A 24313-nucleotide genomic window follows, 5' to 3' on the forward strand; every position below is an offset into this window, starting at 1 on the left:
TTCCGAGTTTTATAGAAAAGGTGACAGGTTGAGTCTGAACGGTTCGTTGCAGGAGAAGATTGAGCACTGGTTCGCCCAGGGCGCAGAGGCAGTTGGAAACAAAGAAGCAGAAGCCGCATTTCAAGAGCTACGCAACGCTCTCGAGGCAGGCACCTTGCGTTCGGCAGAACCGGATGCGACTCAGTCTCTGGGATGGCGGGTGAATGCATGGGTGAAGCGCGGAATCCTGTTAGGCTTCCGGCTCGGCCAGATGACCGAGATGGGATCTGCCGAAGGGCTTTCGTTCGTTGATAAAGCGACGTATCCAGCGCGGCGGTTCAGCGTAGCCGATGGCGTGCGCGTCGTTCCAGGTGGCTCGAGCGTTCGCAGTGGAGCGTATCTCTCAAAAGGCGTCGTTGTGATGCCTCCTGCGTATGTGAACGTCGGAGCCTATGTCGATGAGGGAACCATGGTCGACTCGCACGCACTCGTGGGAAGCTGCGCACAGATCGGCAAGCGTGTTCACCTGAGCGCAGCGGCGCAGATCGGTGGCGTACTGGAACCGGTAAACGCTACCCCGGTCATTATCGAGGATGACGCCCTGGTAGGCGGCAATACGGGAGTCTATGAGGGAACCATCGTACGGAAGCGCGCTGTCATCGCCGCCGGAACCGTGCTGACGCGCGGGACTCCGGTCTATGACCTGGTGAAGGGCGAGATCTACAAAGCAACAGCGGAGTCGCCACTGATCATCCCAGAAGGAGCGGTGGTCGTACCGGGTTCGCGGGCCGTCACCAAGGGTAAAGGGGCAGAGTGGGGCCTGAGCGTCGCTGCCCCGGTAATTGTGAAGTACAGGGATGAGAAGACGGAGCTTTCGCTGGTTCTCGAGGATGTGCTGAGATAGTCACAATCCCACGTGCTGCTAAGATTTAAGTCTCATGGCACAAGATAAATTGAAGCTGATTCCGCTGGGAGGGTTAGGCGAGTTCGGAATGAACTGCATGGCTCTCCGCTGGCAGGATGACATTATTGTCATTGACGCCGGCTTGATGTTCCCCGAAGAAGAGCTGCTAGGGGTCGACGTCGTTGTACCAGACATCAGCTATCTGACTGAAAACCGGGAGAAAGTCCGCGGCATCGTGTTGACGCATGGCCATGAAGACCACATCGGCGGTCTACCGTGGATCCTTTCGGAGCTGAATGTTCCGGTCTTCGGCACAGAGTTCACGCTGGCCTTTGTGGAAGGCAAGCTGGAAGAACACGAGCTGCTGGATGATGCCGATCTGAACGAGATCACTCCGGGACAGCGACTGACACTGGGGCCGTTCTCGATTCTGCCGATTCGAGTCACCCATTCACTGGTCGACTGCGTAGCGCTGGCCATCTATACACCGGTTGGTATCGTCCTGCATACCGGCGACTTCAAGGTGGATCTCTCCCCCACAGATGGACAGCCCTTCGATTTGCAGGCCTTTGCGGAACTGGGTAAGCAGGGTGTGCTGGCGTTGCTGCAGGATTCCACCAACGTAGACCGGCGCGGTTATACGCCGAGCGAAAAGGCTGTGCTACCGCGGTTGAATGAGATCTTCGGGCAGACGAAGAAGAAGTTGTTCTTCAGCTGCTTCTCCTCGTCCATTCATAGAATCCGTCTGGCGATGGAGCTTGCCGCCGAGCACGGGCGCAAGGTTGCCATCATCGGGCGCTCGCTCGATAACTCGACCGAGATTGCACAGGACCTGGGCTATCTCGATCCCGCGCCAGGGCTGATTATTCATCCCGGCCAAATCAAGGACTTCGCTCCGGAGAAGCTGTGCATCATGATCAGTGGAACCCAGGGCGAGCCCATGAGCGCGCTGAGCCGGGCCGCGGTCAACAATCACAAGCATGCGCACATTGAGCCCGGCGATACCGTGCTGATGAGCTCGCGTGTCATTCCAGGCAACGAGAAGTCGATCTATCGTGTGATCGATCACCTTGAACGCCGTGATGCAAAAGTGATCTACGACGACGGCGCATCCGGCCTGATCCACGTAAGCGGACACGGAAGCCAGGAAGAATTACGTCTGATGATCAATCTCGTGCGGCCAAAGTTCTTCATTCCGATTCATGGCGACTATCGTCACCTGAAGCGTCATGCAGAGCTGGCCTCGTCGATGGGGCTGGTCGAAAAGGCCATCCTGATCGAAGATGGCGACGTGCTGGAGCTGGACCAGCACTCCGTGACGAAGACCGGCCAAATCACGGTAGGCCGCGTCTGTATCGACTCCGGCGGCGCGGCCTCCGACGTGGTCGAAGACCTGGTGATTCGCGACCGGCGGCATCTGAGTGAGGATGGCATCGTGTTGCCAATCATCGCCATCAACAAGGGCACGGGGCGGCTCGAAAACCTACCCGAGATTGTGATGCGCGGCATGGCGGTCCCGGAAGAGAGTCTGATCGCAGAGGCTCGGCAAGTGGTACAGCGCACGCTCGATGGCTCCTCTGGTGAAGAAAAGGCCGACTATGGCGTCATCAAAGAGAAGATCCGGACCGATCTGAAGCGGTTTATCCAAAAGAGCATGAGCCGCAGACCGCTGATTATGCCAGTGATCCTCGAGATCTGACACATTCCACTTTTCAGCAGAGAAAGAGCGCCCTTTCAGGGCGCTCTTTTGTTGAGTCGAGGTATCCCGAAGGGTACGCCGAAAGATAGCTATCTCCTGTATCCAGCGTAAGATGGCAGAAAAGTCTGAAAAACATGATCAAGACCAGAAAATTCCGAGAAGTGGCAATCGATAAATTCAGTTGTGGTTTGATCCTGGTTCTTTCGGAGGTAATTCTTACCGCAATTGTGGCTGCAGCAGCTCCCCAACAATCCCCTAATCCCCCAATCAATCACGCGCCTTCGACCAGCAAGGAAGGTGTCGGCCTGGTACTGGAAGGCGGAGGTGCACTGGGGTTTGCTCACATCGGTGTGATCCAGTGGATGGAAGAGCATCACATCCCCGTAGACTATGTCGCCGGAACCAGCATGGGCGGTCTTGTCGGAGGTTTGTATGCCTCAGGGATGAGCCCGGATGAACTCAAGACCTTTGTAAGACAGATCGATTGGCCAACAGTACTGAGCGGTCAGGTTCCCTTTCCAGCGCTAAGCTATCGACGCAAGGAAGACAAACTCGCGTTTCCCAACCGCCTCGAATTCGGAATCCAGAAAGGGATTACGCTGCCGAGCGCGCTGAACTCCGGCGCCGCCGTAGGGCTGCTTTTTGATCGGTCGATGCTGCCCTACTGGAATCTGAAGAGCTTTGACGATCTCCCCATTCCCTTTCGCTGTGTTGCCACCGAGCTGAACACCGGGCAGCCGCATATCTTCGAAGACGGTTCCCTGGCACAGGCATTGCGCGCAACCATGTCGATTCCCGGGATGTTCGCCCCGGTGCACCACGGGAATGAAGTCTACTCCGATGGCGGTGCTGTCGATAATCTCCCAGTCGACGTCGCCCGCTCGATGGGAGCGAAGGTGGTGATCTCGTCCTATCTGAACGTCGGGCCTCCCGATCCGGAGAGCCTGAATTCCTTGACCGGAGTCGTGGGCCGTAATGTCTCTATCATGGTGGCAGCCAACGAAGTCAACAGCCTGAAGAACTCCGACATCGTCGTCTCGTCAGATGTCAGCAAAGTTGGGACGCTGGATTTTCAGAAGAACGAAGATATCATCCCGCTGGGCTACAAGGCTGCGGAGTTGATGGCCCCGGAACTGGAAAAATATGCTTTGAACGATGCTGACTGGGCGGCATACATGGCTCAGCGGCAGGCCCGGCGTAGAAGACTTGTTCCCATCCCGCAGTTTGTCAATGTCTATGGAGTCAGCGGGATGCAGCAGAGCGACATTCATGCGCGGTTCCAGAAGTATGTTGGGAAGCAAGTTGATTCCACCCAGCTTGAAAAGACGATCGGCGACCTGCAGGGAACGGGGCTCTATTCGACAATCGACTACAACATCACCGAAGAAAACGGCAAAACCGGTCTTCTAATCCGGCCACGCAACAAGAGCTGGGGACCGCCATTTATGAATCTCGGCCTGCCTATCCAGGCCAATGATGTCAATGATGTCGAGCTGGGAGTCGGCGTGCGTGCGACGTTTTTCAATCTCGCCGGTCCGGGCTCTGAAATCCGGCTGGATGGCCAACTGGGTCAGCCAGCCATCCTGAGGGGAGAGTTGTTCAAGCCGCTTCAGGCCGGTTCGCGGGCCTTTATTGCTCCTCACGCCTATCTGACACGCCAGACGAATCCTTACTATCAGGGAGACCAGCAGCTGGAGCAGTACCGGGAGAACCGCAATGGGCTGGGCGCTGACCTGGGCTACCAATTCAATTCTCGAACCGAGTTACGCGCCGGCGAAGATGTGCTGTGGTTCAACGAGCATCGCACCATTGGCTCAGGCGGCATCCAGGAATTCAGCCTGGTTCCGTTTGTGACGCGAGTCCGGTTCCAATATCTCGGGCAGGACGACATGATGGTGCCCACGAAAGGCAGCGTGGCGACAGTTGCCTATAACTACTTCACCGATCAGCCGAATGCATCTGGCGGCTACTCACAGATGTCCGGCAAGCTGGAACACTTCATTCCAGTCAAGTCGCGAGGCATTCTGTTTGCACAAGCGCAGGGAGGCACCAGCTTTGGCGCAAGCAATCTTGGGCTGGCGGGTCTTGCCCTTGGCGGCCCTCTGCGACTGAGCGCTTATGCAAGAAATGAACTGCTGGGCACGGATTACTTCCTCGGGCAGGTGGGCTATCTGCATCGGTTGACGCAACTGAATCCGGTATTTGCTGATGCGGTCTATGCGGGCGGAGTCTACGAGATCGGCAAAATGTATGGCGGCAATTCGCAGACGCCCTCCACCCCCAACGATGTCGCCGCGGCCGTTGTGGTCAAAACTCTGTTGGGGCCCCTCTTCGGCGGCGTCAGTATCGGAGATAGCGATCATCGCCGATGGTACTTCGGTATCGGAAGGGTCTTCTAAGCACAGGAGTCCGCTCCAGCCGGTTATCATGGCGACATGAGCGAGTTCGTCACCCTGAGCGAGATACGGGCAGCACAAGAGAGAATCCGCGGCGTTGCCGTACGGACACCGCTTTACCGTGTGGAGCGCGCGCGGCTGCGGATGGCAAAGCTGCCTGAACCGGAGTTCGATCTCTATCTCAAGGCCGAGAACGAACAACCCATCGGAAGCTTTAAGCTCCGCGGAGCTTACAACATGGTGGCGCAGCTCTCGCCCGAAAAACGTTCGCGAGGCGTCATCACCTACTCCAGCGGAAACCATGCCCAGGGCGTCGCCTATGCCGCAAAGGCACTCGGTGCAAAGGCCGTGATCGTGATGCCTGCGAGCGCTCCGGAGGTTAAGAAGGCCGCCACACGAGCGTTGGGAGCGGAGATCGTAGAGGTTGGTCCAGCATCTTCCGAAAGGCTCCGAAAAGCTGAGGAACTGGTAGCGCAATTCGGCTATGCCATGATTCCTCCTTACGACGCGCCGCAGATCGTCGCAGGGCAAGGCACCTGCGGGCTCGAAATCGTAGAGCAGCTTCCGGATGTCGACCTTGTGCTTTCGCCTGTCAGCGGAGGCGGATTGCTCAGCGGAGCAGCAACGGCGATCAAACTGGCCGCTCAGGAAGGACTCGCCAAATCTGGTGTCAAAGTCTGGGGAGCGGAGCCCGAGCTGGCTGCCGATGCGAAAGAGAGTTTCTACTCGAAAAAACTTGTGGAGTGGCCTGCAGAAAAGACGACACGAACCATCGGAGACGGCCTGCGCACGCAGAGTCTGGGCCAGGTGAACTTCAAGCATGTCCTCGAGTACGTCGACGGCATTGTCGCGGTCACTGAAGAGGAGATTCTCTCCGCCATGCGCGTAATTCTAGCTGCTACAAAGCTGGTCTCCGAACCCAGTGGGGCCGTCGCCCTGGCGGCAGCACTCTTCCATGCCCACGAGCTTCCCACGTCGCACAAAGTCGTTGTAATTTTGAGCGGAGGCAATCTGGAACCCTCCCTGCGTCAGCGACTGGAGACAGAGATCGCAGCCACTCCATTGGCGTGAGGCTACACGTTTTCTAGCCCCGTGGACCTCAGCGACGAAAGCCGCTTGAATCTATAACCTTGTGGCACCCTTCGGCTTCGCTCAGGGCAGGCTCTAAACCGTGCCCTTAACACAAATCTCCCGTCTAATATGTTGCTATGCGAAACGATCGTCTGCTCTGGATGGGTTTAGGTGCCGCCCTGCTTCTACTTCCGTCAACCGTGTGGGGCCAGAAACGCAAGAACGACGCAGGATACGATCGTGCAGCGCGGGCGACCGTACTGCACGATGCCAACGTCTACGTGTCCTCGGATGCAGACTCGCAACGAGTATCGATGGTGGCTCCAGGTCATGAGGTTGTCGTCGTCGAACGCAGCGCTCCCTGGGTCAAAGTCTTCGCCAATACTGACGTTCAGGAAGATCCCGAGGATAAGCCGGAGTTCGGTGACGATGCTGCTCCTACACCGTCCTCGGGCTGGATTCGCGACAAAGGAGTCGTCGGCCCTACGACTCCGCAGGGCGATTTGATCCTGTACGGGGCCGCGGCAAATCTTGAAGACGCTGCCAGCCGCCCCAACGCTCCGAAGGATGCCGCAGTAGAAGCCCAGTTGCTCTATAGGAGAGTGGTGGACTACTTCCCTCAGTCTTCTCTGGCTTCTGAGGCAGCATGGCGCTCGGCAGATATTCGCTGGCAGTTGGCGAAACGGGATATCAGCACGTTGCCCTCGGCAAAGGAGCAGGATCCCATCTTGCGCCCAGCGATCTTCGAAGGCGAGATGAAGAAGATTCTCAAGAACTATCCGGGGACGAAGTACGCAGCAATGGCAGCCTACGAGATGCTCGATAACAAGCTGTGCGGCGATTGGCAGGGCCTGCCGAAGTGCCCCGAGAAGGAAGCGGAATTATATGAGAAGTATGCGCGTCAGTTTCCCGATGGACCTCGTGCTGCAGAGGCCCTATACAACGCGGTCTATCGAACAGCCGTAACTGTCACGATGTACACCGTGCAGGAAGACAAGAAAAAAGCAGACTCCGCTACCGCAAAAACCCAGACGCTCGCAGCTGATCTGAAGGCAAAGTATCCGCAGACAGACTATGCGGCACGCGGCGCCAGCATCGCATACAAAGTCCAGCAGGGAATCTCGATCTATGGCAACGACCGCGACTGAAAAACCTCTCACCATACGCGAAGTAGAGATCGGCGATTCCATTGCTGTTGCTGAGCTGAGCGGACAGCTCGGCTATGCTTCCTCTGTTGAGGAAGTCAGAGACCGAATCGAAGCTATGCAACCCCTTCGCGAAGACCATCTTGCCCTCGTTGCCTGCGCAGGAGACGAAGTGGTCGGATGGATCGGAGCAGAGATCGCGAGGCATCTGCAATCCGCTCCGCACACCTTGATTACCGGATTGGTTGTAAAGGATAGCGCTCGCTCGCTTGGCGTGGGCAAGCAATTGTGCGAGGCAGTCGAACAATGGAGCAATCAGAAAGGTATTTCCGTCATCCAGGTGACCTCGAGGATGACACGCGAACGAGCGCATCGGTTTTATCGTCGTGAAGGTTTTACACAGATCAAGACCTCTGCGGTGTTTGAAAAGATACTCTCCAGCTAAGCCAGGAACATCTTCACGGAAGATTCAGGGAGTGCATGTAGCATGGTGCTATGCCGATTCTGAAGGTTATTGTGCTCGCCATTGTGCAGGGGCTCGCAGAGCTTCTACCAGTCTCGAGCTCCGCTCACGTCGTCGTCGCTGAAAAACTGATGGGCCTTGACCCTTCTTCTCCCCAGATGACGCTGCTGCTGGTCATGCTACACACCGGCACCATGTTCGCCGTTATCGTCTATTTCTGGAAGCAGTGGAAGAAGACCTACTTCGCCAACGCCGATGCCTTCAAGCGGTTCCTGATCCGCATTATCTGGGCGACATTTCTTACCGGCCTGATCGGTGGAGCTTTGAAGGTAGCCATCGAGAAGACCATGTTCCACGGAGCTCCTAAAGCAGAGATCGAAGAGCTCTTCGGCAGGCTCGACCTGATTGCGCCTGCACTTCTGGCCGCAGGTGTGCTGATCCTTATCGCAGGACTGCGTGAACGAAAGGGCCAGCCCGTCGAGCAGGCCTATGGCAACAGCGTAACCATGCGGCAGGCGGGATGGATGGGTGCGGTTCAGGGCCTCTGCCTTCCTTTTCGCGGTTTCTCGCGCTCTGGCGCAACCATCTCCACTGGAATGCTGGCCGACGCGAGTAAGGACCGCGCCGAGCGATTTAGCTTCGCACTGGCCGTCGTGCTCACTCCGCCTGTTGTGCTGCGTGAGGCCATGCGCCTGGTCAAGGCGTCGCGCGAGGCTTCCACCACTGGCGCTGCCATCGATCTACATAGCAGCGTAGCGACCAGTCTGATCGGAATGGTTCTGGCATTTTTTGCGGGTCTCGTCGCACTCCGATGGTTGAGCGCGTGGCTGGAAGAAGGGCGCTGGTATCTGTTTGGAATCTACTGCCTGCTCGCTTCAGGGGCCGTCTTTTATCTGCATCATCTCGGGTATTGAGAAATAGATGAGATCTTCGGAGTGAAGATATGGACTCAAAGATCCCATATCTTCACTCCAGGCTTACTTTGTTACCGCCACATCGCGTTGACCTTTAACATAAGTGTGCGAGTCCAGAACATGGGCTTGCTGCTCGGCTAATATCTGGCGAATTGGTAGTGGAAGCTCCTGACGCAGGGCATCCTCATAGGCTTCTTTCACTGTGTCCTCGCCCTGCTCTGCGGTTGCAAGCAGCGTATGATCGCCGCCCCCGAGCTTTGCCTTCAGATCACCCCATACGCGATTCAGCGCCCCCACCGCAGTCCCTGATTCGGTAATGTCGTGAACGCCATTCTGGTGGAGAACTTCTTCCAGGTCACCACGAAACTGCGCCCGCTTGAGAGACTCGGCCAGAAAGTATTTTTTGATTGCCGCATCTTTCAGGTGGTCGCCGATTTCGGCGAATGCCTTTTGGCTGTCATGCAGAGTATTGATTACGGACAACAAAGCCCGGCGCATCTCATTACGCTTGGCAGCATCTGTGGCCATGCCTGAACCTCATTCGAAATGATGAAAACCAGTTGGCAGGGTCCGCCGGCTGTCAGCGATTCTCCTTCACCGGCGGCAAGCAGGAGAAATCGCGAAAATCCCACTCCCCTGCCAAACCGATACTAAGGGCCGCCGAGATAGCTCGGCGGTAAGTTGTAAAGATAGATGCACCTTCTTGTCATCAGGTTTGCATTCGGATACCTGCATTCAGTTTTTCGATTTTGTTTCGCATTTTGCGCAACCGACTCTGGGATAATCAAAGTTGCTCTGGTGGTTAAGCCTCAATAGCAGCATTTTGCTATGGCCCGCCTGCACGGAAAGGCTCGCCGCCGGCAGGCAAGAGAGGCTGTGCGAACCCCCTGATGAAGACCCTTAGGCTCGTCTCGACCCCAACCCGTAATCGCCGTTTGAATGAGATTCTTGGCCTTATTGTCCTGGTGGCCGCGGGGCTCCTGCTGCTTGCCCTGGTGAGCTATACGCCGACGGACCACTCGTTCAACACCGTGGGGGCCTACGCCACCGGAAGACCCGCTCATAATTGGACCGGAATCGCCGGAGCCTACGTCTCCGATGCACTCTTCCAGGCCATTGGCATTGCCGCTTTCTTTCTGCCACTGGTTCTGGCAAGAATCGGGATCTGCTGGATGATGTCGCGGCCCGCCGGATCGCCCATCGCCAGGGCCGTCGGGTTGGCACTGTGGGTTGTCTTTGCTCCTGCCGCTGTCGCTCTCCTCCCCGGACATATCCTGTGGCGCGGTGCCTTGCCCATCGAGGGCACCAGCGGACGTCTGCTGGCCGATATGCTGGTTGAGTTTCTGAATCTTCCGGGAGCCGCGATTGTGCTGGCCCTGATGGTGGCGCTCTCGTTGTATCTCGCTACGACCTTCACTTTCAATACAGCTCGCGAATGGACCACAGCACGTTTTGGCTTTGCCCAGAGAATATGGGAGCGCTGGTCGCAGTGGCGCGAGAGCCGTCATGGCGCAGATCTTCCAGCAGAGACCTACGGTAGCAAGCGTGAACGGGCTGAGCTGCGGGCCCAGAGAGCGCGTGAGCAAGAAGAGCGCAAGGCACGTGAGACAGAGGCTAAACTCGCCGAGCCCAATTCCACACTGCTTGGAAGCCTCTTTGGCTGGCTCAGCCGCCGTAAAAGAGCCAAGCTTGCTACACCGGAATCCGAGGAGTCGCTTCCGTCAACGGACACCTCCATATGGCGAGGGATGCCGCGCACCATGGTGGATGCTCCTCCGGTTACACCGATCAGTACAGCAACAGCGGCAGCGGCTCCATTTGCCGAAGCGTTGGCCAAAGCGGCTGCCCCTGTGCGGGCGATCGACGATGTCTCAAACTTTCGCGACAGCCATCTTCCTACGCTGGAAGACCGCACTGAAAAGTCTGTTCCGCAGATTGCACCGCCACGCACGGCGAAAAGGCCTGTTGAAACTCCAGCAGAGACTGCGGAAGATGGTATCTCCTTCGGAAAACGCGCCGACGCCGATATCAAGGCCGTCGCCATTACGCCGAAGAGCGTGCGTGGCTACAAACTTCCGCCGTCATCACTGCTGTATCACAGCGACGAACAGACAGCAGTCCGCGAAGATGCTCTGCGCGAAGAGGCCCGGGTGCTGGTGGAAAAGTGCGGAGAGTTCGACGTCAATGGACAGGTCACGCACATCAATCCCGGCCCGGTCGTTACCACCTTCGAGTTCAAACCCGATGCCGGCGTGAAGTACTCACGGGTTGCCGGTCTGGCAGACGATCTCTGTCTGGCGATGGCCGCCGAAAGCATCCTGATCGAGAGGATGGCCGGCAAGTCCACCGTAGGGATTCAGATTCCCAATGCAAAGCGGGAGACCATCTGGCTGCGCGATGTGGTCGAGTGCGAGAGCTTCGCGCAATCCAAATCGCGACTGCCCATCGCGCTTGGCAAGGACATCAATGGCCGCATCGTAACCGGCGATCTCGCCGCAATGCCACACGTCCTGATTGCAGGTTCCACCGGCTCGGGTAAATCCGTCGCGATCAACGCGATGATCATGAGCGTGCTCTTCAAATCGACGCCCGAACAGGTACGCATGATCCTGGTTGACCCGAAGCGCGTCGAGCTGGGCATGTATGAAGGGATTCCGCATCTCTTCACCCCCATCATCACGGAAGCCAAGCTCGCTGCCAATGCGCTGCGCAATGCCGTGCGCGAGATGGAGCGGCGCCTCAAACTGCTGGCTGCAAACCATGTTCGCAACATCGACCAGTTCAACAAGCTCTTCGATAGCGGCAGCGGACATCTCTTCGAAGATGTGAACCAGGAACCGCTGCCCTACATCATGATCATCATCGATGAGTTGGCCGACCTGATGATGCTGGATCGGGCCAACGTCGAAGAGGCCATCACCCGTCTTGCCCAGATGGCCCGTGCTGTAGGAATCCATCTGGTGCTGGCGACGCAGCGTCCTTCGGTCGATGTCATCACTGGACTGATCAAAGCCAATGTTCCCACTCGTATGAGCTTCCGCCTCGCAACCAAGGTTGATTCGCGCACCATCATCGACTCCAACGGCGCCGAAAGTCTGTTGGGGCGAGGTGACATGCTTTATCTCCCCCCCGGAACCAGCCGTGTACAACGCGTCCACGCCCCCTTCGTTACGGAGAAGGAGATCTCCGCGGTCACCGAGTTCTGGAAGGCGCAGGGCCAGGCCGAGTACGTGGAGGGCTTCCTAGAAGGGCCGAAGGATGAGGCTGGACGCGATCTCGATGGCGGCTCGGATGGAGACGACAACGATCCCCTGTATGACGATGCGGTTCGTCTGGTCTATGAGTTCGGCAAGGCGTCCACCTCGCTGCTACAGCGCAGGCTGCGCATCGGCTATGGACGCGCCGCGCACCTGATCGACATGATGTACAACGATGGTCTGGTGGGACCGGCGGATGGCTCAAAGCCGCGCGAGCTGCTGAAGTCGGCCAACTGGATCAATGAAGTCGATACCGCTGTGCGATAGAACACCGCCTATCGCGGAAGATGGCGCGACGAACGCAGCGCGATCACTCCCAGGATGCAGATGACGGCAAGAAACACCACCCAGATCAGCTCCGGGTGGCGTTCTGTCGCAGCGCGCGTATCCGGACGTGGCGTATACACGGGATTCTTCTGTTCCGGCCCCAGACGCGCAAGAGGCACCTGGTTGGTGATGGACACTGTGCGCGAAAAATCATAATGCGGCGGCAATAAAGCGGCATCGCCATAAAAGATGGTCAGAGCATCCGTGGACTGCGCATCGAAACACAAACGCCGTTGCCGCATCTCCAGACGGACGGCAGTAATTGGCAGAGGTTGATCGTCGCCGTTCTCGACCGCAACCTCCACTTCGGCTGAGCTTTGCAGATTCGACCCCAGTGTTGCGGGAAGGTTTAGTCTCTGCTGATGTATTTCACGACCTGCTTGCGACAGATGAACGCGAAAGATCGTTCCTGAGATCGTTTCTCCCGACGAAGCAGGCGTACCGGTTGCATAATCGCTGATCGTGACATCGCGGCTGAAGTTCCCTTTGTACGTCGGCGAAAGTTCAAAAGTTACCCGTTCCACCGGAACACGCTGAGGAAGATGAAACGAAGCGACGGTCTGGCGTCCGCGTTGGGTAATAGCGCGCGTCTCTGCTGCTTCCTCGAAGATCGTCTGCGCCTCGCGACTGGGAGGGACCGAGGCCCCTCGCACCATCACCGGCGAAACCTGAAAGCTGCGCGTCCCCGGAGCAGGCGTGATGTTCAACTCGACGTGCAGGTAAGGAAAACTGGACTCCTGCAAAGGCAGCGTCGTACTGCGTGAGAGATGCTGCGAGCTCAGGTCGAACAACGTGAATTCTCCCAGGCGAGTCCCCCCCTGGGCTCCAGGAGCATTGCTCCCCGTGACCGTAGCAGCAGCGATGTAGTCCGTACCGTCGAGGTCGAGCACCACCTCGGTGTAAGGGCGGTGCGGCATCGCGAGATCAAAACTCAGCGAACGGCCCTTTAAACCACTGTTCAGGACGCGTGCCGGCTCGGAGTCCAGCTGTGCGGACTCACTCAAGGCAATCACGTAAGGCACTTCATGCGCCTGCGCCGTCTGGGGAAAAATCCGTACATCCTTGAGCGATGCAGAGGCATGCGCAAACGTCTCTGCATCCAGCACTGCGCAGTTAAGACCTGCGCCCGCGGGAACAACAGAGCGCTGATAGAGAAAGTACTGCCGTTCAACAGCGGGCGCCTGCCAGAAAAGAAGCAGGAGAGCGAAAAGAAGCGACTTCATTGGTCACTTCCAGCTGGGTTGGAGGCATTAGAACCGCGCAGCGACAACCAGTCCTTCTGATAAGCAAAGCTCACGGCCATCAGCAGGACGCCAAGACCGAGGAAACTGACGACCCGATACCCCTGGCTAAGGTTCCGCATGTCATAGAGAAAGGTTTTGCCAATCGTAAAGACCAGAAGGATGAGCGCCTGCCAGCGCACAAACGCCGTGCGCCGCCAGAAGCCAACGGCGAGTAACGCTGCTCCATAAACCATCAGAAAAGCAGAGACAGCAAGCGCGCGCCGCAGCTCCAGGTCGGGATTCGCTCCCGTCATGGGCCAGATGGATTCAATTTCGCGAACGCCTGTAAAGATCGCAATCAGGTTCAGCGCGATGATCGAGCCGCCTGAGAGATGCGCCCACAGTACCGAACCTTCTTCAGCAAGAGCCGTCCGCCAGGAAAACCGTGCCACTGCTGCGAGCATTCCCAATCCAACCAACGCCATGCCGAAATCGGCATTCCAGAACGGCTCATGAGGCAGGCTGGACCATGTTGTCCCGATCTCGCGAAGACTGAGCAGAAGAGCAACCAGGTCAACGGCAATCACTGAAAGAAATGCAAACTGCGACCATGCAGGCCACGCAGCACGATCGACACGACGTGTGCGCAGAGCCAGCCATCCGACTGCCGCATAGGCAGCCGCTGCAATCACCGCGGTCGCAAGATTGCGATTGAAGAAGGACGGCGAAGTCCCGACTCCCAACCAGAAGGTTTCCGAAATCAACCCTGCAAATCCGAGGACCAAAGATGCACCCGAAAGCCAGCGCAACACATTGCTCGCATCCGAGGCCGGTCGAGGTTGTTCCGCATGGGATGACGTGATTCGCGCGGCCACCCAGAGGATAGCAACACCCTCAACCAACCACGCAACCGTAATCCAGTGACCACTCGCCTTCAGTGGAATCGCAATCGTAAGAAAGACCACGGCCAGCGAAAGGTGCAGCGCCGCCGGTACGGGCGACTGCGGTAGCCGCGTAATCAGCAGATAAACCGCCGACAGGATGAGCATCAGCCACGGAACGAACCAGCCGCGATCCGAGTCCTTCATTGCCAGGTAGAGCGCGAGCGAAACAAACGCCGCGTTCCCCAGGGGAAGCAGAATATGCGGCGTAAATCGCCCCAGCCGTTGCAACAGACCTCGCCGCGCATCGGGCTCAGCCAGAAGGCCGCCAACGGAGGCACTGACAAAGACGAGAAAAAACAATCCTGCAAAGATCGTTGTGATCGCGAACGCAGGCTCCTGGTAGTACTTCGCGTACCAGGCAAAAAAGTAAAACACCGTTGCCGGAAAAGCCCCGAGCAACAGGCGAGGCCAGGACTTGATCTTTACCAGCGCAACAATCGCAACATCAATCGCCAGCAGGTACGTGAAGAGGAAGATCTCATGGTTGCCCCCGCTCGACAGCAGCAGTGGCGTCGCGACTCCTCCAGTTAACGCATAGGCCGCCAGCAGCTCCGAGTCCTGCGCCCACGCCATGTAGGCGTTCCATGCCGTCACCAGAATCATTCCGGCAAGCGCAGCCTCGGACGGAAGCAGATGGTATAGCTGATAAGCCGCCCACAAGGAAAGGTAAAGAACCCCCGTCCCAATCGCCTTTAGCGAATAGGAAAAGGCCGAGAAGCCTTTCCTGCGGAATCTCTCCGACCAGACCACCACTCCCGCGCCAGCAATCAGGCCGATCAGGATACGGCCCACCGGACCAATCCATTGGTTGTCGATAGCTAGCTTGAGGAACCACGTCGCCCCGACCATCAGGGCCAAGATGCCGATCCGGTTGAAGACATGTGCTCCCAGCCTGTTCTCAAGCGACGGGCGAGAGCGGCCCGCAGAAGCCATCACCGGCCCAGGCACAACTGATGGGAAAACCTGCTCAGGCATCGGCGGAGGGGGTGGCGACGAAGCAACGCGCGGCGCAACTTCCCTGGTCGCCGTTGCTTCCATCGGTTTTGCGGAGGCCCGCATCGCAGCGAACTCACGCTCAAGCGCTTCGACACGAGCGGTAAGAAGACGTAGCTCATCCGTCATGGAGGTTTCGCCCACTCGGTCTGGCTGCTGCGGAAACTCCTCCGAACCCATAGCAACTACTGTACCCTCTGCCAAACACAAGTGGCATGGAAAACGCCCGCTTGATACTCTTCTCCCCATGGCCGAGTACGCACAGCGCCGCATCCTTGTCATCGATGATGACCCTATGATGTGCGAGCTGCTTGATCGGCTGCTCACCCTTGAAGGGTATCGAGTGGATTCAGCCGAATCTGGCGAAATGGCTCTTCGGTTCATACACGCTCCCGGCCCCGCTCCGCATGCCGTGCTCACCGATCTGCAGATGCCTGGACTCACAGGCGCATCGCTTGCCGCACGGATGCGCGCTGCCTGGAGCAATGTATGCATGATCGCCATGAGCGGCGCCGAGGCCAATGCAAAGATGCTTGCGGGATTCGACGGTTTCCTCCGTAAGCCCTTCACCATAAGCGCCCTTAACCGGCTGCTGACGAACGGAAACCCCGACCATCAGGAGCTGGACAAGATTCAGAACGAACTCCGCATCCTGAATGAAAACGTGTATCTCCAGTTGAAAGACGCTATGGGAGAGCAGAAACTTACAAAACTCTACTCTCTGTGCCTTGACGACACTCGAAAGCGGATCCTGCAGATGCAGCAGGCTTGTCAGCACAACGACGAAGCGACCTATCTGAAACAGGCTCACGCCATCAAAGGAAGTTGCAGTATGCTGGGGGCCCTGGAGGTCCAGGCCATTGCAGAAGAGATCGAGGATAGCGGTGCCATGATTGAACCCGCGACAAAACTCGACAGACTGTTACAGGCCTGCAATCGTCTTGAAGGTATGCTGATTCAATACAGATCAACGACTGCAAACCATACGACCAGCGAAACCGCGAGGAGAAGTCACGCATGAAGGAGTTCGGCAAGAGATCCACCGAGAAGGCCATTGCAACTCCGCCGGTTCGGGTCGTCGTCGCAGACGATCATCCCGTCGTACGCTTCGGCGTGCGAAACATGCTCGAGAGCGAGCCTGGCTTTGAGATCGTCGGCGAAGCCGAAGACGGTGACGTTGCCATCACCGAGACACTGGAACTGGAACCCGACGTCCTGCTGCTGGATGTACAGATGCCGCGTCTGCCTGGCCTCGAGGCGATGCGGGCCATTATGGATCGATCTCCGAGAGTGAAGATTATCCTGCTCACCAGCACACTCTCCCTCCAGGAGATCATTGAAGCCCTGCAGATTGGAGCAAGAGGAATCGTCCTCAAGGGCTCCGTTGTCGGCGATCTCACCGATGCTATGCGCGCCGTGGTTGCAGGAGACTACTGGATTGGCGGAGAGCGCGTCATCAACCTCGTCGCTGCGCTCAACAACCTGATCAAACAGGCCGCTGTAACACCCGAGAGAAAGACTTACGGGCTCACGCCGCGCGAACTGGAAGTCGTTACCTGCATCGTCGAAGGATGCAGTAACCGCGATATTGCCAAACAGTTCGCCATCAGCGAAGAGACCGTCAAGCGCCACCTCTCCAACGTCTTTGACAAGACCGGAGTCTCGACCCGCCTCGAACTTGCTCTATTCGCCATTACGCACAAGCTCGTTTCGCTGGGGTGAGCCATCGATTCATCTTCAGTAAGATGGATTTATGAGTGAGCAAACAGCCCCAAACGATGGGATTTTCGACCTGGCGGTCATTGGAGCCGGCCCTACGGGAATGGCCTGTGCCATTGAGGCACAACGGGCAGGGTTTTCCGTCATCCTGATCGACAAAGGCTGTCTCTGCAACTCGCTCTTTCATTACCCATCCAATATGACCTTCTTCACGACTCCGGAGTTGCTGGAGATCGGAGACATTCCCTTCCCCAGCCCCAACCAAAAGCCCAGTCGCGACGAAGCCCTGGAGTACTACCGCAAAGTTGCCGAACACTATCGTCTGGATGTACGGCAGTACGAGACTGTCGAAAAGGTGGCAGGCAGCGACGGCAACTTTACTGTCCATACGGTCGATCGCTTCAGTCGCCCCATCACGCACCCTGCACGGAAACTGGTCGTCGCTACCGGGTACTATGATCTACCGAATTATCTCGATATTCCAGGCGAGGACCTGAACAAGGTCTCACATTACTATCACGATCCTCACCCATACTTTGGGCTCGATGTATTGGTCATTGGCGGAAAGAACTCCGCGGCAATTGCGGCGCTCGATCTATGGCGGCATGGAGCGCGTGTCACGTTAGTACACCGTGGTCCGGAGATGCACCGGCACGTGAAGTATTGGATTCTTCCGGACATCAACAATCGCATCAAAAACGGGGAGATTACTGCCTTCTTCTCGAGCCGTGTTGTGCGGATCACTGAAGATGACGTTACGCTGGCAACTCCCGAAGGAGAGCGCGTGCTGCCGAACCAGTTTGTTTTCGCGCTGACAGGCTATCAACCGGACTTTAGTTTTCTGGAGTCTCTCGGGGTCCGGTTGGACGAAAGCAATGATCGCTGCCCGGCCTGCGACCCTGCAACACTCGAAAGCAACGTCCCCGGAATCTATCTGGCGGGAGTCGTCATCGCAGGAGAGCGCACCAACGAAATCTTTATCGAGAACGGCCGCTTCCACGGCAAACAGATCGCCACGGACTTGCTCGCCAAGAATGTCTCGGCTGCGGCCTTCGACTGAAGTTCTGTCAAGCTCCCTATTTCTTCAAGAAGTCGGTAAACGATATAGAACAAATCTACTTATGCGGATAAATAAACCCGTTTAAAGTGCATTTTTGCTCCATCGTTCTCGCTAAAATTAAAAACAGAGAAGAACTAATAGAAAAAGGGCCTCTGTTTCATCCGCACCCTCGAAATTGTCATCCACGCTCTTGAAGAGTGGCATCCTTCGGCTGCATTTTGTGACTGCCCTGCGACAAGCGCGATCACGATAACTCTTTTGTTTTCTATATTTTTATGTTTAAACCTTTTATTTGGAATATTTTACGAGAGAGAATTTCGTTAAATAGCACAAAATAAACGATTTACTTTAAAGCAGGGGAGGGGGGCCTTCCCTACGGTCCTAACCGATCACTCGGCGCATAAATCCACGGATTCCCAACCAGGTCAGCAGAATCAGGAAGAACGTCAACATGCCCAGGATCAGGAAAGGATTCATGTGCGGCAGTGTTGGCGTGAGCGCAGAGCGTAGTCCCTCGCTCATATACACAATCGGATTCACCAGAACTCCAATCTGGAGCCAGCGGATGTGGCTAAGCGCCATCCAGGGATAGTAGACGCAGCCCAGGAAGGTGATCGGCATTACAACGACACCGAAGATCAGGCCGATCTGCTTTGGTTCGACCGTCGTGCCGATGGTCAGGCCGAGCGCCCCCGACGTTACCGACGCCAACACAAGGATCGCAATCAGATAAGGCCAACTTGAGACATGCGCCACCACTGGAGTGGAAGGAATGTAGTATGCCAGTGGAAAAACGACCGCTGCCGCAATCACGCTCTGCATGGCAGAAAAAACGACCTTTTCAATCGCAACGGCTGCGACCGGCAAAGGACACATCACACGGTCATCAATCTCGCGGGTAATACCGAACTCTTGAGCCAAGGGAAGCGCCACTGCTGCAATTCCGCTAAACATGATGGCCACGGCCATCAAGCCGGGTAGCAATACCGTGCTGAAGTCTTGCCCCATCGCGCTTGCAGTTGGATTCATCGATGCTCCGCCACTCATGTTCGGCATGATGAAGGTGAATACAAAGAGAAACAGCATCGGGTTCATGCAGACGCGGATCACAAAAGGAAAGACCTCACGGCGCAGAACATGTAGATCACGCAGAAATAATCCCGCAAAGGCGCGCAAGTATTGAGTCTGTATTGAACCGGTCGTTGCCGCCGGCGCGGAAGTCTGAGATTCGATCGTGGCTAATTCTGACATGGACGTTCGTCCTACTCGCGAAGGTCGCGGCCCGTGAGCCGGATAAAGACCGTCTCCAGGCTCGGTTCAGTGATGGTCAAATCGCGCAAGCCATAGGGATTGGCAGCATGCACGACCTCGGAGAGCAGCCCTTCGGTTCCCTCGGCAAAGATGCGTACTCCTTTGGATGTCATCTCCGCGCTCGAGACCCCGGGCTGGCGCTCAATTTTTTCGAGCAACCGTGGTGCTCCCTGCAGATCGCGAAGATCCAGCTCGTAGATGCGCTGCGCTCCGACAGAGTTTTTCAAAGCAGCCGGAGTATCTTCTACAAGGATCTTGCCGTGATCGATAATGGCGACCCGGTCACAAAGCTCATCGGCCTCTTCCATATAGTGCGTCGTCAGGACAACGGTGATCCCCTCCTGACGGAGGTTCCGAACCGCCGACCACATAGCGATGCGGCTCTGCGGATCCAGTCCCGCGCTGGGCTCGTCCAGGAAAAGGACCTTCGGATGATGCGCAATCGCACGGGCGATCTGAACCCGTTGGGCAAGCCCACCCGAAAGCTGCGCTGGATAAGCTCCTGCACGTTCGGTCAGATGAAACTGCTCAAGCAGGTGGTCCGTACGCTTTTTGGCATCGGCACGGGAGAACCCGAAGAAAAGGCAATGAAAATGAATATTCTCGAAGACCGTGCAGGCACGATCGAGAGTGTTGTACTGCGGTACAACTCCAATACAACGTCTCGCTTGCGAAGGAGACTTCACGACGTCGATCCCTGCGATCCGGACACGCCCTGCGGTCGGCAGAGCGCGGGTCGTGCAGATGCTGATGGTTGTGGTCTTCCCCGCCCCATTCGGCCCCAGAAAGCCATACAACGCTCCTTCGCGCACCGAGAGGTCAATCCCGTCGACCGCGACGACCCGTTGCTTGCCTTCGTAGACCTTCCTGAGGCCCTCGATCTCAACGATCATTCGATCTCCTCTCCTACGCGACCTTCAAATTATATGGAAGCTGAAGTGTTACCTCATATTCCATAGACTTAGAAGCTCGCCGCAAAGTCACAAATGCCTTCTGTCATACTCGATCGTGATCGGCTGAGCGTAAAATGTGCACATGTCGCGTGGATGGGAGAGTAAATCCGTGGAAGAACAACAGGCCCAGGCCTCCGCTCCAAAGCCAGTAGCACAAGATAACAACGCCGAAGTCGCCGAACGTAAACGTCGCGTTCAGGCGCTTGAGCTGCAACGGGAACGCATCCTTTCCGAACGCACTTCAAGTCCGCACCGGCGCTCCGCACTAACCAATGCGCTGGCCGATATCGAAGAGAAGCTCGCCGAGCTGGGCTGGACTGTCCACATGTAACTTCAGCTATGCCGATGGAAGACGACGGAGTTCGCCTGATCGATAGTCGTCATCACTACGGTATGGATGTTCACATGCGCCGGACGTGAAGCGGCCCAGACGATGGCATCGGCAATGTCTTGTGGCTGCAACGGCGTAATGTTCTGGTAGACCTTCTCTGCTCGCTCCTTATCTCCCCGAAAACGAATCTCGCTGAACTCTGTCTCCACCATTCCGGGATCGATCGAGGTCACGCGCACAGGAGTTCCCATCAGGTCGATCTTCAGTCCTTCGCTGATCGCTTTCTCTGCCGCCTTGGTTCCACAATAAACAGCGCCATTGGCGTAGGTGATGTAGCCCGCCGTCGAGCCCATGTTGATCACGTGGCCACGCCCGCGCTCCACCATGCCGGGAACGACCGCTCGCGTGACATACAGCAGGCCCTTGACGTTGGTGTCGATCATTTCTTCCCAGTTTTCGTGATCGTCTTCATAGACCTTCGTAAGGCCGCGGCTGAGACCAGCATTGTTGACCAGAACATCGATAGCCGCCCACTCTCCAGGAAGTGCAGCAATTGCCTGCTCTACGGAGACGCGGTTGCGAACATCCAATATGAAGGTGTGGACCGCAGAAGCGCCTGCCTGACTCAACTCGCTTGCAAGCTCCTTCAATCGCTCTTCACGACGCGCACAAACCGCAACACGGGCGCCCTCTCGCGCAAATGCTAATGCAGTTGCCCGGCCGATGCCGGAACTTGCCCCTGTAACCAGAACCGTCTTGCCGCTCAAATATCCCATAGCCCTTTATAAACAAAAAGCTGGAGGGCCGTCAGATGGCCCTCCAGCTTTCAATACAATTCAGCAGTTTTTTATTCTTGAGGAGGATTAGAGACCCCGCGCGAAGCGGGAGCAGGCGTTGGAGCCGGTTCTGGAGTGGAATCCGCATCCGGCCCCTTCTGCTGAACACCGATGGCATCGCCTGAGACGACCAGCTGGACACGGCGGTTCTTTGCTCGCCCCTGTGCAGTGTTGTTATCCGCCACCGGCTTAGCCATGCCGTAACCCGTGGCGGCAATATTGTCTGGGCTAACCCCCTGCGTAACCAGAAAATCACGAACCGCTCCAGCGCGGTTTTCCGAGAGCTTCTGGTTGAACTCTGGACTGCCCGTGCTGTCCGTGTATCCCTCGACCTGCAGTTTCAAGCCAGGGTAGGCCTGGAGGATCCCGGAAACCTTCGCAAGACTGAGCTGCGTGGTCGGTTTGAGCGTGTACTTTCCGGTATCGAAGAGCACGTCCGACATGTTCACAATGAGTCCGCGGGCCGTCTCGCTGGTCGCCAGCACGCTGTTGAGTTGTGCTCGCAGGCGTTCGCGAGCTTCACTCGCCTGATCGGCGCTCTTGTTCGCCGCCTGGGCCTGTGCTTGAGCTTGCGCTGCTGCCGCTTCAGCTCGCGCACGTTGCGCATCGGCCTCAGCCTGCGCTGCACGAGCATGTGCAGCGTCGAGTGCGGACTGCTGCGCCTGCGCCTGGGCTTGCTGCTGGGCCAACTCGGCATTGCGTTGACGTTCGGCTGCCTGCTTACGCAACGTCACCAGACGGGCATCCTCGGCTCGCTGGACCGCCTGACGCGCATAGGTGATCCCCATTCTGGTGTTGGGCTTTTTGCCGGACAGAATGTCGGTAGCGTTCCGCAAATCCAGCATCGCTTCGTTGTAGATGTCGGAGGCATACTTCTGTGCGCCGGCTTGCTGCGCGATCCGAAGAGCGTTATTGGCCTCGTAGAGCTCAAGCGGCATCTTTTCGTCGCGCGTGATGGGATTCGCAACCGAGTTGGCTCCGCCGGTTTCGGCATAGGTTCCGCGTGGCAACAGCATGTAGTGCGCGTTTACCTTTTCGAGTACGCCGGTCGTCTTGTCCTGGATGATCTGGTTCTCCAACACCACCACGTCGCTCGGCTGCGTTACCGAGAAGTAGGGCTCCGCCGTAACTACCAGGCCGAAGGACTGAAGCGCCGTTGTAACTGTAATGTCATTCTTCGTCCCGGCAGGAAGGACCTCGCCAAGATTATTCGGACGTCCGTCCGGCGTAATCGCCCACAGGACATAAGTGAGGTACTCGGGGCCAAATCCATTCGCCGGGGTCAACCCCTGAAAACGCGCCTCAATGGTGATGCCTCCGCGTTCGCTCGTCACCTTGGCCTCGCCCTTGGCCATGGGAAGCAGCGGAGTCCCTTTGAAGGCGATCCGGGTCGATCCGCTGCGATGCAGGTAATTCACGGCATCGAGGTCGCGCTGGACCACCTTCACACGATAGAGATAGACTCCCTCCGACTCTTTAGTGATCTTGTTATCGTCCGGGGGCGCCTGCTGCGCCATGGGACTCATCTCCTGGGCCAGCAGTCTTGCCGGATGAGAAAGAAAACAACCCGCAAAAAGAACACCCGGCAGAACAAGTGCAATAGGAATCATTCGACGTTCGATCTTAATCAATGCAGTCTCCTTGGTCACGTGCAGCCCCTGGCTCCTGCCCCAATCGACAGGAAGACGAGGTGAATTACTGATCTGCAAGAAGTTGCGATGCGTTAAAGAAGAAAAAAGTAGTCTGAAGCCAACGAAAGCAGGAATAGAAAAAGCGCCCTTGAACGGGCGCTTCTCCTTGATTTCTCAATGCTCAAGCCGAGTGCTGGTGCGTATTGGTGCGATGAACAAAGTGATATGGGGGCCACGGTCCGGAGAGCTGCATCTGGCACTCCTTCATCTGTTGCATCGCAGAGGTGTATTTGTTCTGGTAGCGCTCGATGGTCTTGTTATCGATCAGGTGAGCGATATCGAGAAGCATCTTGCCGGATTCCATGCGGCGGCAGGTAATTTCCTCGGCCAGGGGAAGGAACATTCGGTGCATCTGCACCGAAAGGGCCCGAGCTTTGGATTGGCGTTCGCGCTGACGGCTGGCACTCTCGCGAAGGCTGGACAAATATTGCTGGCCCACCGTCATATCGCGATGTATCATGCCAGGGCAGATATCGTCGACCAGCACCTTGAGGTGCATCTCGGCCTTGCCCCGCAATCGTTCAACGTTGGCAAGAAAGTGGCGCTGATTCGAGCGGACCGAGCGACGCAGCGCGTCGTCGTCCTGAAACGTCGTCCCAAAGCGAAAAGGCAGAACCGTGGAGTGCTTGAAACAGTCAGCGATCACGCGGGCGTGGTCTTTCTGGGCCTGCTGATCCATCCGGGCGCTGTCTTCGGCATTATGCTCAGTGACGATTACGGCTAAGTCACTGGCTGGAAAAAGAAAGGTTTGATTTCCAAACAAGCCTGTCACCCCGGCCAGCGGCATCGGGCGACGATGCCGGCAAAGTTCCGGAAAAGCCTGTCTCTCGGCAATACAGTAGGCGTACCATGCCATCGTTTTTTACCTTCCTTGTTGCGCGACAAGGCTTTAGCCGCCCTGGCAAGCAGTTGTTATGAACTCACACCGAAACGAAAGGTTTGGACAAATGAATCATTGCAACGCTTTCGACTCCCACACTTGCGCGATAAGCGCACTTATTGAAGCCGAAACGGATACTATGCTGATCGAATAACGGTTGGCAAGTGGACTGTCCAAAAAAATGCATCCAAAGCGAAGCAAGAAGCATCTCAGACTC

20 protein-coding genes are annotated in these 24313 nt (G+C 56.9%); 12 read left to right on the top strand and 8 right to left on the bottom strand.

Features of this window, described 5'->3' with window-relative positions; all coding sequences use genetic code 11:
- The first annotated feature begins 28 nt into the window (after positions 1-28).
- From H7846_RS16480 to H7846_RS16510, 7 genes are all read left to right on the top strand, one after another.
- Positions 29-883 carry a 2,3,4,5-tetrahydropyridine-2,6-dicarboxylate N-succinyltransferase gene (locus H7846_RS16480; RefSeq protein ID WP_186693697.1) on the top strand — a complete coding sequence of 285 codons (855 nt, stop codon included), beginning with the start codon at positions 29-31 and terminating at the stop codon, positions 881-883.
- A gap of 34 nt (positions 884-917) precedes the next feature.
- The gene (locus H7846_RS16485) at positions 918-2582 is read left to right on the top strand and encodes a ribonuclease J (RefSeq protein WP_186693699.1); all 1665 of its coding nucleotides are present in this window, start codon (positions 918-920) and stop codon (positions 2580-2582) included.
- Between the two features lie 161 nt (positions 2583-2743).
- Positions 2744-4981 (top strand): patatin-like phospholipase family protein, encoded by a 2238-nt coding sequence (locus H7846_RS16490; RefSeq protein ID WP_186693700.1) that lies wholly within the window; start codon positions 2744-2746, stop codon positions 4979-4981.
- A 36-nt stretch (positions 4982-5017) separates the two neighbouring features.
- On the top strand, positions 5018-6049 hold the full coding sequence (locus H7846_RS16495; RefSeq protein WP_186693702.1) for a threonine ammonia-lyase: 1032 nt from the start codon (positions 5018-5020) through the stop codon (positions 6047-6049).
- A gap of 137 nt (positions 6050-6186) precedes the next feature.
- Positions 6187-7197: a tetratricopeptide repeat protein gene (locus H7846_RS16500; RefSeq protein ID WP_186693704.1), complete on the top strand. Its 1011-nt coding sequence runs from the start codon at positions 6187-6189 to the stop codon at positions 7195-7197.
- Positions 7178-7639: a GNAT family N-acetyltransferase gene (locus H7846_RS16505; protein WP_186693706.1), complete on the top strand. Its 462-nt coding sequence runs from the start codon at positions 7178-7180 to the stop codon at positions 7637-7639. The genes H7846_RS16500 and H7846_RS16505 overlap by 20 nt, the downstream gene beginning before the upstream one ends.
- Positions 7640-7689: 50 nt before the next feature.
- Positions 7690-8571, top strand: a complete 882-nt coding sequence (locus H7846_RS16510; protein WP_186693708.1) for an undecaprenyl-diphosphate phosphatase — start codon at positions 7690-7692, stop codon at positions 8569-8571.
- 63 nt (positions 8572-8634) lie between these two features.
- Here the strand turns inward: H7846_RS16510 and H7846_RS16515 are convergent, their stop codons facing one another.
- Positions 8635-9099 carry a PA2169 family four-helix-bundle protein gene (locus H7846_RS16515; protein WP_186693710.1) on the bottom strand — a complete coding sequence of 155 codons (465 nt, stop codon included), beginning with the start codon at positions 9097-9099 and terminating at the stop codon, positions 8635-8637.
- Between the two features lie 362 nt (positions 9100-9461).
- Here H7846_RS16515 and H7846_RS16520 point away from each other — a divergent pair, with 362 nt between their 5' ends.
- Positions 9462-12095 carry a DNA translocase FtsK gene (locus H7846_RS16520; RefSeq protein WP_186693712.1) on the top strand — a complete coding sequence of 878 codons (2634 nt, stop codon included), beginning with the start codon at positions 9462-9464 and terminating at the stop codon, positions 12093-12095.
- An 8-nt stretch (positions 12096-12103) separates the two neighbouring features.
- Here the strand turns inward: H7846_RS16520 and H7846_RS16525 are convergent, their stop codons facing one another.
- Together H7846_RS16525 and H7846_RS16530 are read right to left on the bottom strand one after the other, a co-directional pair.
- Positions 12104-13378, bottom strand: a complete 1275-nt coding sequence (locus H7846_RS16525; RefSeq protein ID WP_186693714.1) for a DUF3999 family protein — start codon at positions 13376-13378, stop codon at positions 12104-12106.
- Positions 13375-15495, bottom strand: a complete 2121-nt coding sequence (locus H7846_RS16530) for a DUF2339 domain-containing protein (RefSeq protein ID WP_186693716.1) — start codon at positions 15493-15495, stop codon at positions 13375-13377. Before H7846_RS16530 ends, H7846_RS16525 begins: the two co-directional genes overlap by 4 nt.
- A gap of 67 nt (positions 15496-15562) precedes the next feature.
- Here H7846_RS16530 and H7846_RS16535 point away from each other — a divergent pair, with 67 nt between their 5' ends.
- Genes H7846_RS16535 through H7846_RS16545 form a run of 3 tightly spaced genes read left to right on the top strand, consistent with a single transcriptional unit; the run spans position 15563 to position 18094 of the window.
- Positions 15563-16336 (top strand): response regulator, encoded by a 774-nt coding sequence (locus H7846_RS16535; protein WP_186693718.1) that lies wholly within the window; start codon positions 15563-15565, stop codon positions 16334-16336.
- Positions 16333-17037: a response regulator gene (locus H7846_RS16540; RefSeq protein ID WP_186693720.1), complete on the top strand. Its 705-nt coding sequence runs from the start codon at positions 16333-16335 to the stop codon at positions 17035-17037. The genes H7846_RS16535 and H7846_RS16540 overlap by 4 nt, the downstream gene beginning before the upstream one ends.
- A 31-nt stretch (positions 17038-17068) precedes the next feature.
- Positions 17069-18094, top strand: coding sequence for a YpdA family putative bacillithiol disulfide reductase (locus tag H7846_RS16545; protein ID WP_186693722.1), 1026 nt, complete (start codon positions 17069-17071; stop codon positions 18092-18094).
- A 381-nt stretch (positions 18095-18475) separates the two neighbouring features.
- Here the strand turns inward: H7846_RS16545 and H7846_RS16550 are convergent, their stop codons facing one another.
- Both H7846_RS16550 and H7846_RS16555 read right to left on the bottom strand, forming a co-directional pair.
- On the bottom strand, positions 18476-19345 hold the full coding sequence (locus H7846_RS16550) for an ABC transporter permease (protein WP_186693724.1): 870 nt from the start codon (positions 19343-19345) through the stop codon (positions 18476-18478).
- A gap of 11 nt (positions 19346-19356) precedes the next feature.
- Positions 19357-20298 carry an ATP-binding cassette domain-containing protein gene (locus H7846_RS16555; protein WP_186693728.1) on the bottom strand — a complete coding sequence of 314 codons (942 nt, stop codon included), beginning with the start codon at positions 20296-20298 and terminating at the stop codon, positions 19357-19359.
- A gap of 169 nt (positions 20299-20467) precedes the next feature.
- Between H7846_RS16555 and H7846_RS16560 the strand changes: the two genes are divergently transcribed.
- Positions 20468-20689: a hypothetical protein gene (locus H7846_RS16560; protein WP_186693729.1), complete on the top strand. Its 222-nt coding sequence runs from the start codon at positions 20468-20470 to the stop codon at positions 20687-20689.
- Between the two features lie 2 nt (positions 20690-20691).
- Here the strand turns inward: H7846_RS16560 and H7846_RS16565 are convergent, their stop codons facing one another.
- The 3 genes from H7846_RS16565 to H7846_RS16575 all read right to left on the bottom strand — a co-directional run bounded on the left by H7846_RS16565 (position 20692) and on the right by H7846_RS16575 (position 24072).
- The gene (locus tag H7846_RS16565; protein ID WP_186693731.1) at positions 20692-21465 is read right to left on the bottom strand and encodes an SDR family oxidoreductase; all 774 of its coding nucleotides are present in this window, start codon (positions 21463-21465) and stop codon (positions 20692-20694) included.
- A 71-nt stretch (positions 21466-21536) separates the two neighbouring features.
- Positions 21537-23174 (bottom strand): OmpA family protein, encoded by a 1638-nt coding sequence (locus H7846_RS16570; RefSeq protein ID WP_255460697.1) that lies wholly within the window; start codon positions 23172-23174, stop codon positions 21537-21539.
- Positions 23175-23337: 163 nt separating this feature from the next.
- Entirely contained in the window at positions 23338-24072 is a 735-nt protein-coding gene (locus H7846_RS16575; RefSeq protein ID WP_186693733.1) for a GvpL/GvpF family gas vesicle protein, read from the bottom strand.
- Positions 24073-24313: the final 241 nt, after the last annotated feature.

The organism is Edaphobacter sp. 4G125 (assembly GCF_014274685.1).
GTDB lineage: Bacteria > Acidobacteriota > Terriglobia > Terriglobales > Acidobacteriaceae > Edaphobacter.

Coding starts and splice junctions, on each gene's coding strand:
- H7846_RS16510 (WP_186693708.1), top strand. CDS start 7,690: ATGCCGATTCTGAAGGTTATTGTGCTCGCCATTGTGCAGGGGCTCGCA.
- H7846_RS16525 (WP_186693714.1), bottom strand. CDS start 13,378: ATGAAGTCGCTTCTTTTCGCTCTCCTGCTTCTTTTCTGGCAGGCGCCC.
- H7846_RS16495 (WP_186693702.1), top strand. CDS start 5,018: ATGAGCGAGTTCGTCACCCTGAGCGAGATACGGGCAGCACAAGAGAGA.
- H7846_RS16575 (WP_186693733.1), bottom strand. CDS start 24,072: ATGGCATGGTACGCCTACTGTATTGCCGAGAGACAGGCTTTTCCGGAA.
- H7846_RS16535 (WP_186693718.1), top strand. CDS start 15,563: ATGGCCGAGTACGCACAGCGCCGCATCCTTGTCATCGATGATGACCCT.
- H7846_RS16565 (WP_186693731.1), bottom strand. CDS start 21,465: ATGGGATATTTGAGCGGCAAGACGGTTCTGGTTACAGGGGCAAGTTCC.
- H7846_RS16505 (WP_186693706.1), top strand. CDS start 7,178: ATGGCAACGACCGCGACTGAAAAACCTCTCACCATACGCGAAGTAGAG.
- H7846_RS16485 (WP_186693699.1), top strand. CDS start 918: ATGGCACAAGATAAATTGAAGCTGATTCCGCTGGGAGGGTTAGGCGAG.
- H7846_RS16500 (WP_186693704.1), top strand. CDS start 6,187: ATGCGAAACGATCGTCTGCTCTGGATGGGTTTAGGTGCCGCCCTGCTT.
- H7846_RS16530 (WP_186693716.1), bottom strand. CDS start 15,495: ATGGGTTCGGAGGAGTTTCCGCAGCAGCCAGACCGAGTGGGCGAAACC.
- H7846_RS16520 (WP_186693712.1), top strand. CDS start 9,462: ATGAAGACCCTTAGGCTCGTCTCGACCCCAACCCGTAATCGCCGTTTG.
- H7846_RS16550 (WP_186693724.1), bottom strand. CDS start 19,345: ATGTCAGAATTAGCCACGATCGAATCTCAGACTTCCGCGCCGGCGGCA.
- H7846_RS16555 (WP_186693728.1), bottom strand. CDS start 20,298: ATGATCGTTGAGATCGAGGGCCTCAGGAAGGTCTACGAAGGCAAGCAA.
- H7846_RS16540 (WP_186693720.1), top strand. CDS start 16,333: ATGAAGGAGTTCGGCAAGAGATCCACCGAGAAGGCCATTGCAACTCCG.
- H7846_RS16545 (WP_186693722.1), top strand. CDS start 17,069: ATGAGTGAGCAAACAGCCCCAAACGATGGGATTTTCGACCTGGCGGTC.
- H7846_RS16515 (WP_186693710.1), bottom strand. CDS start 9,099: ATGGCCACAGATGCTGCCAAGCGTAATGAGATGCGCCGGGCTTTGTTG.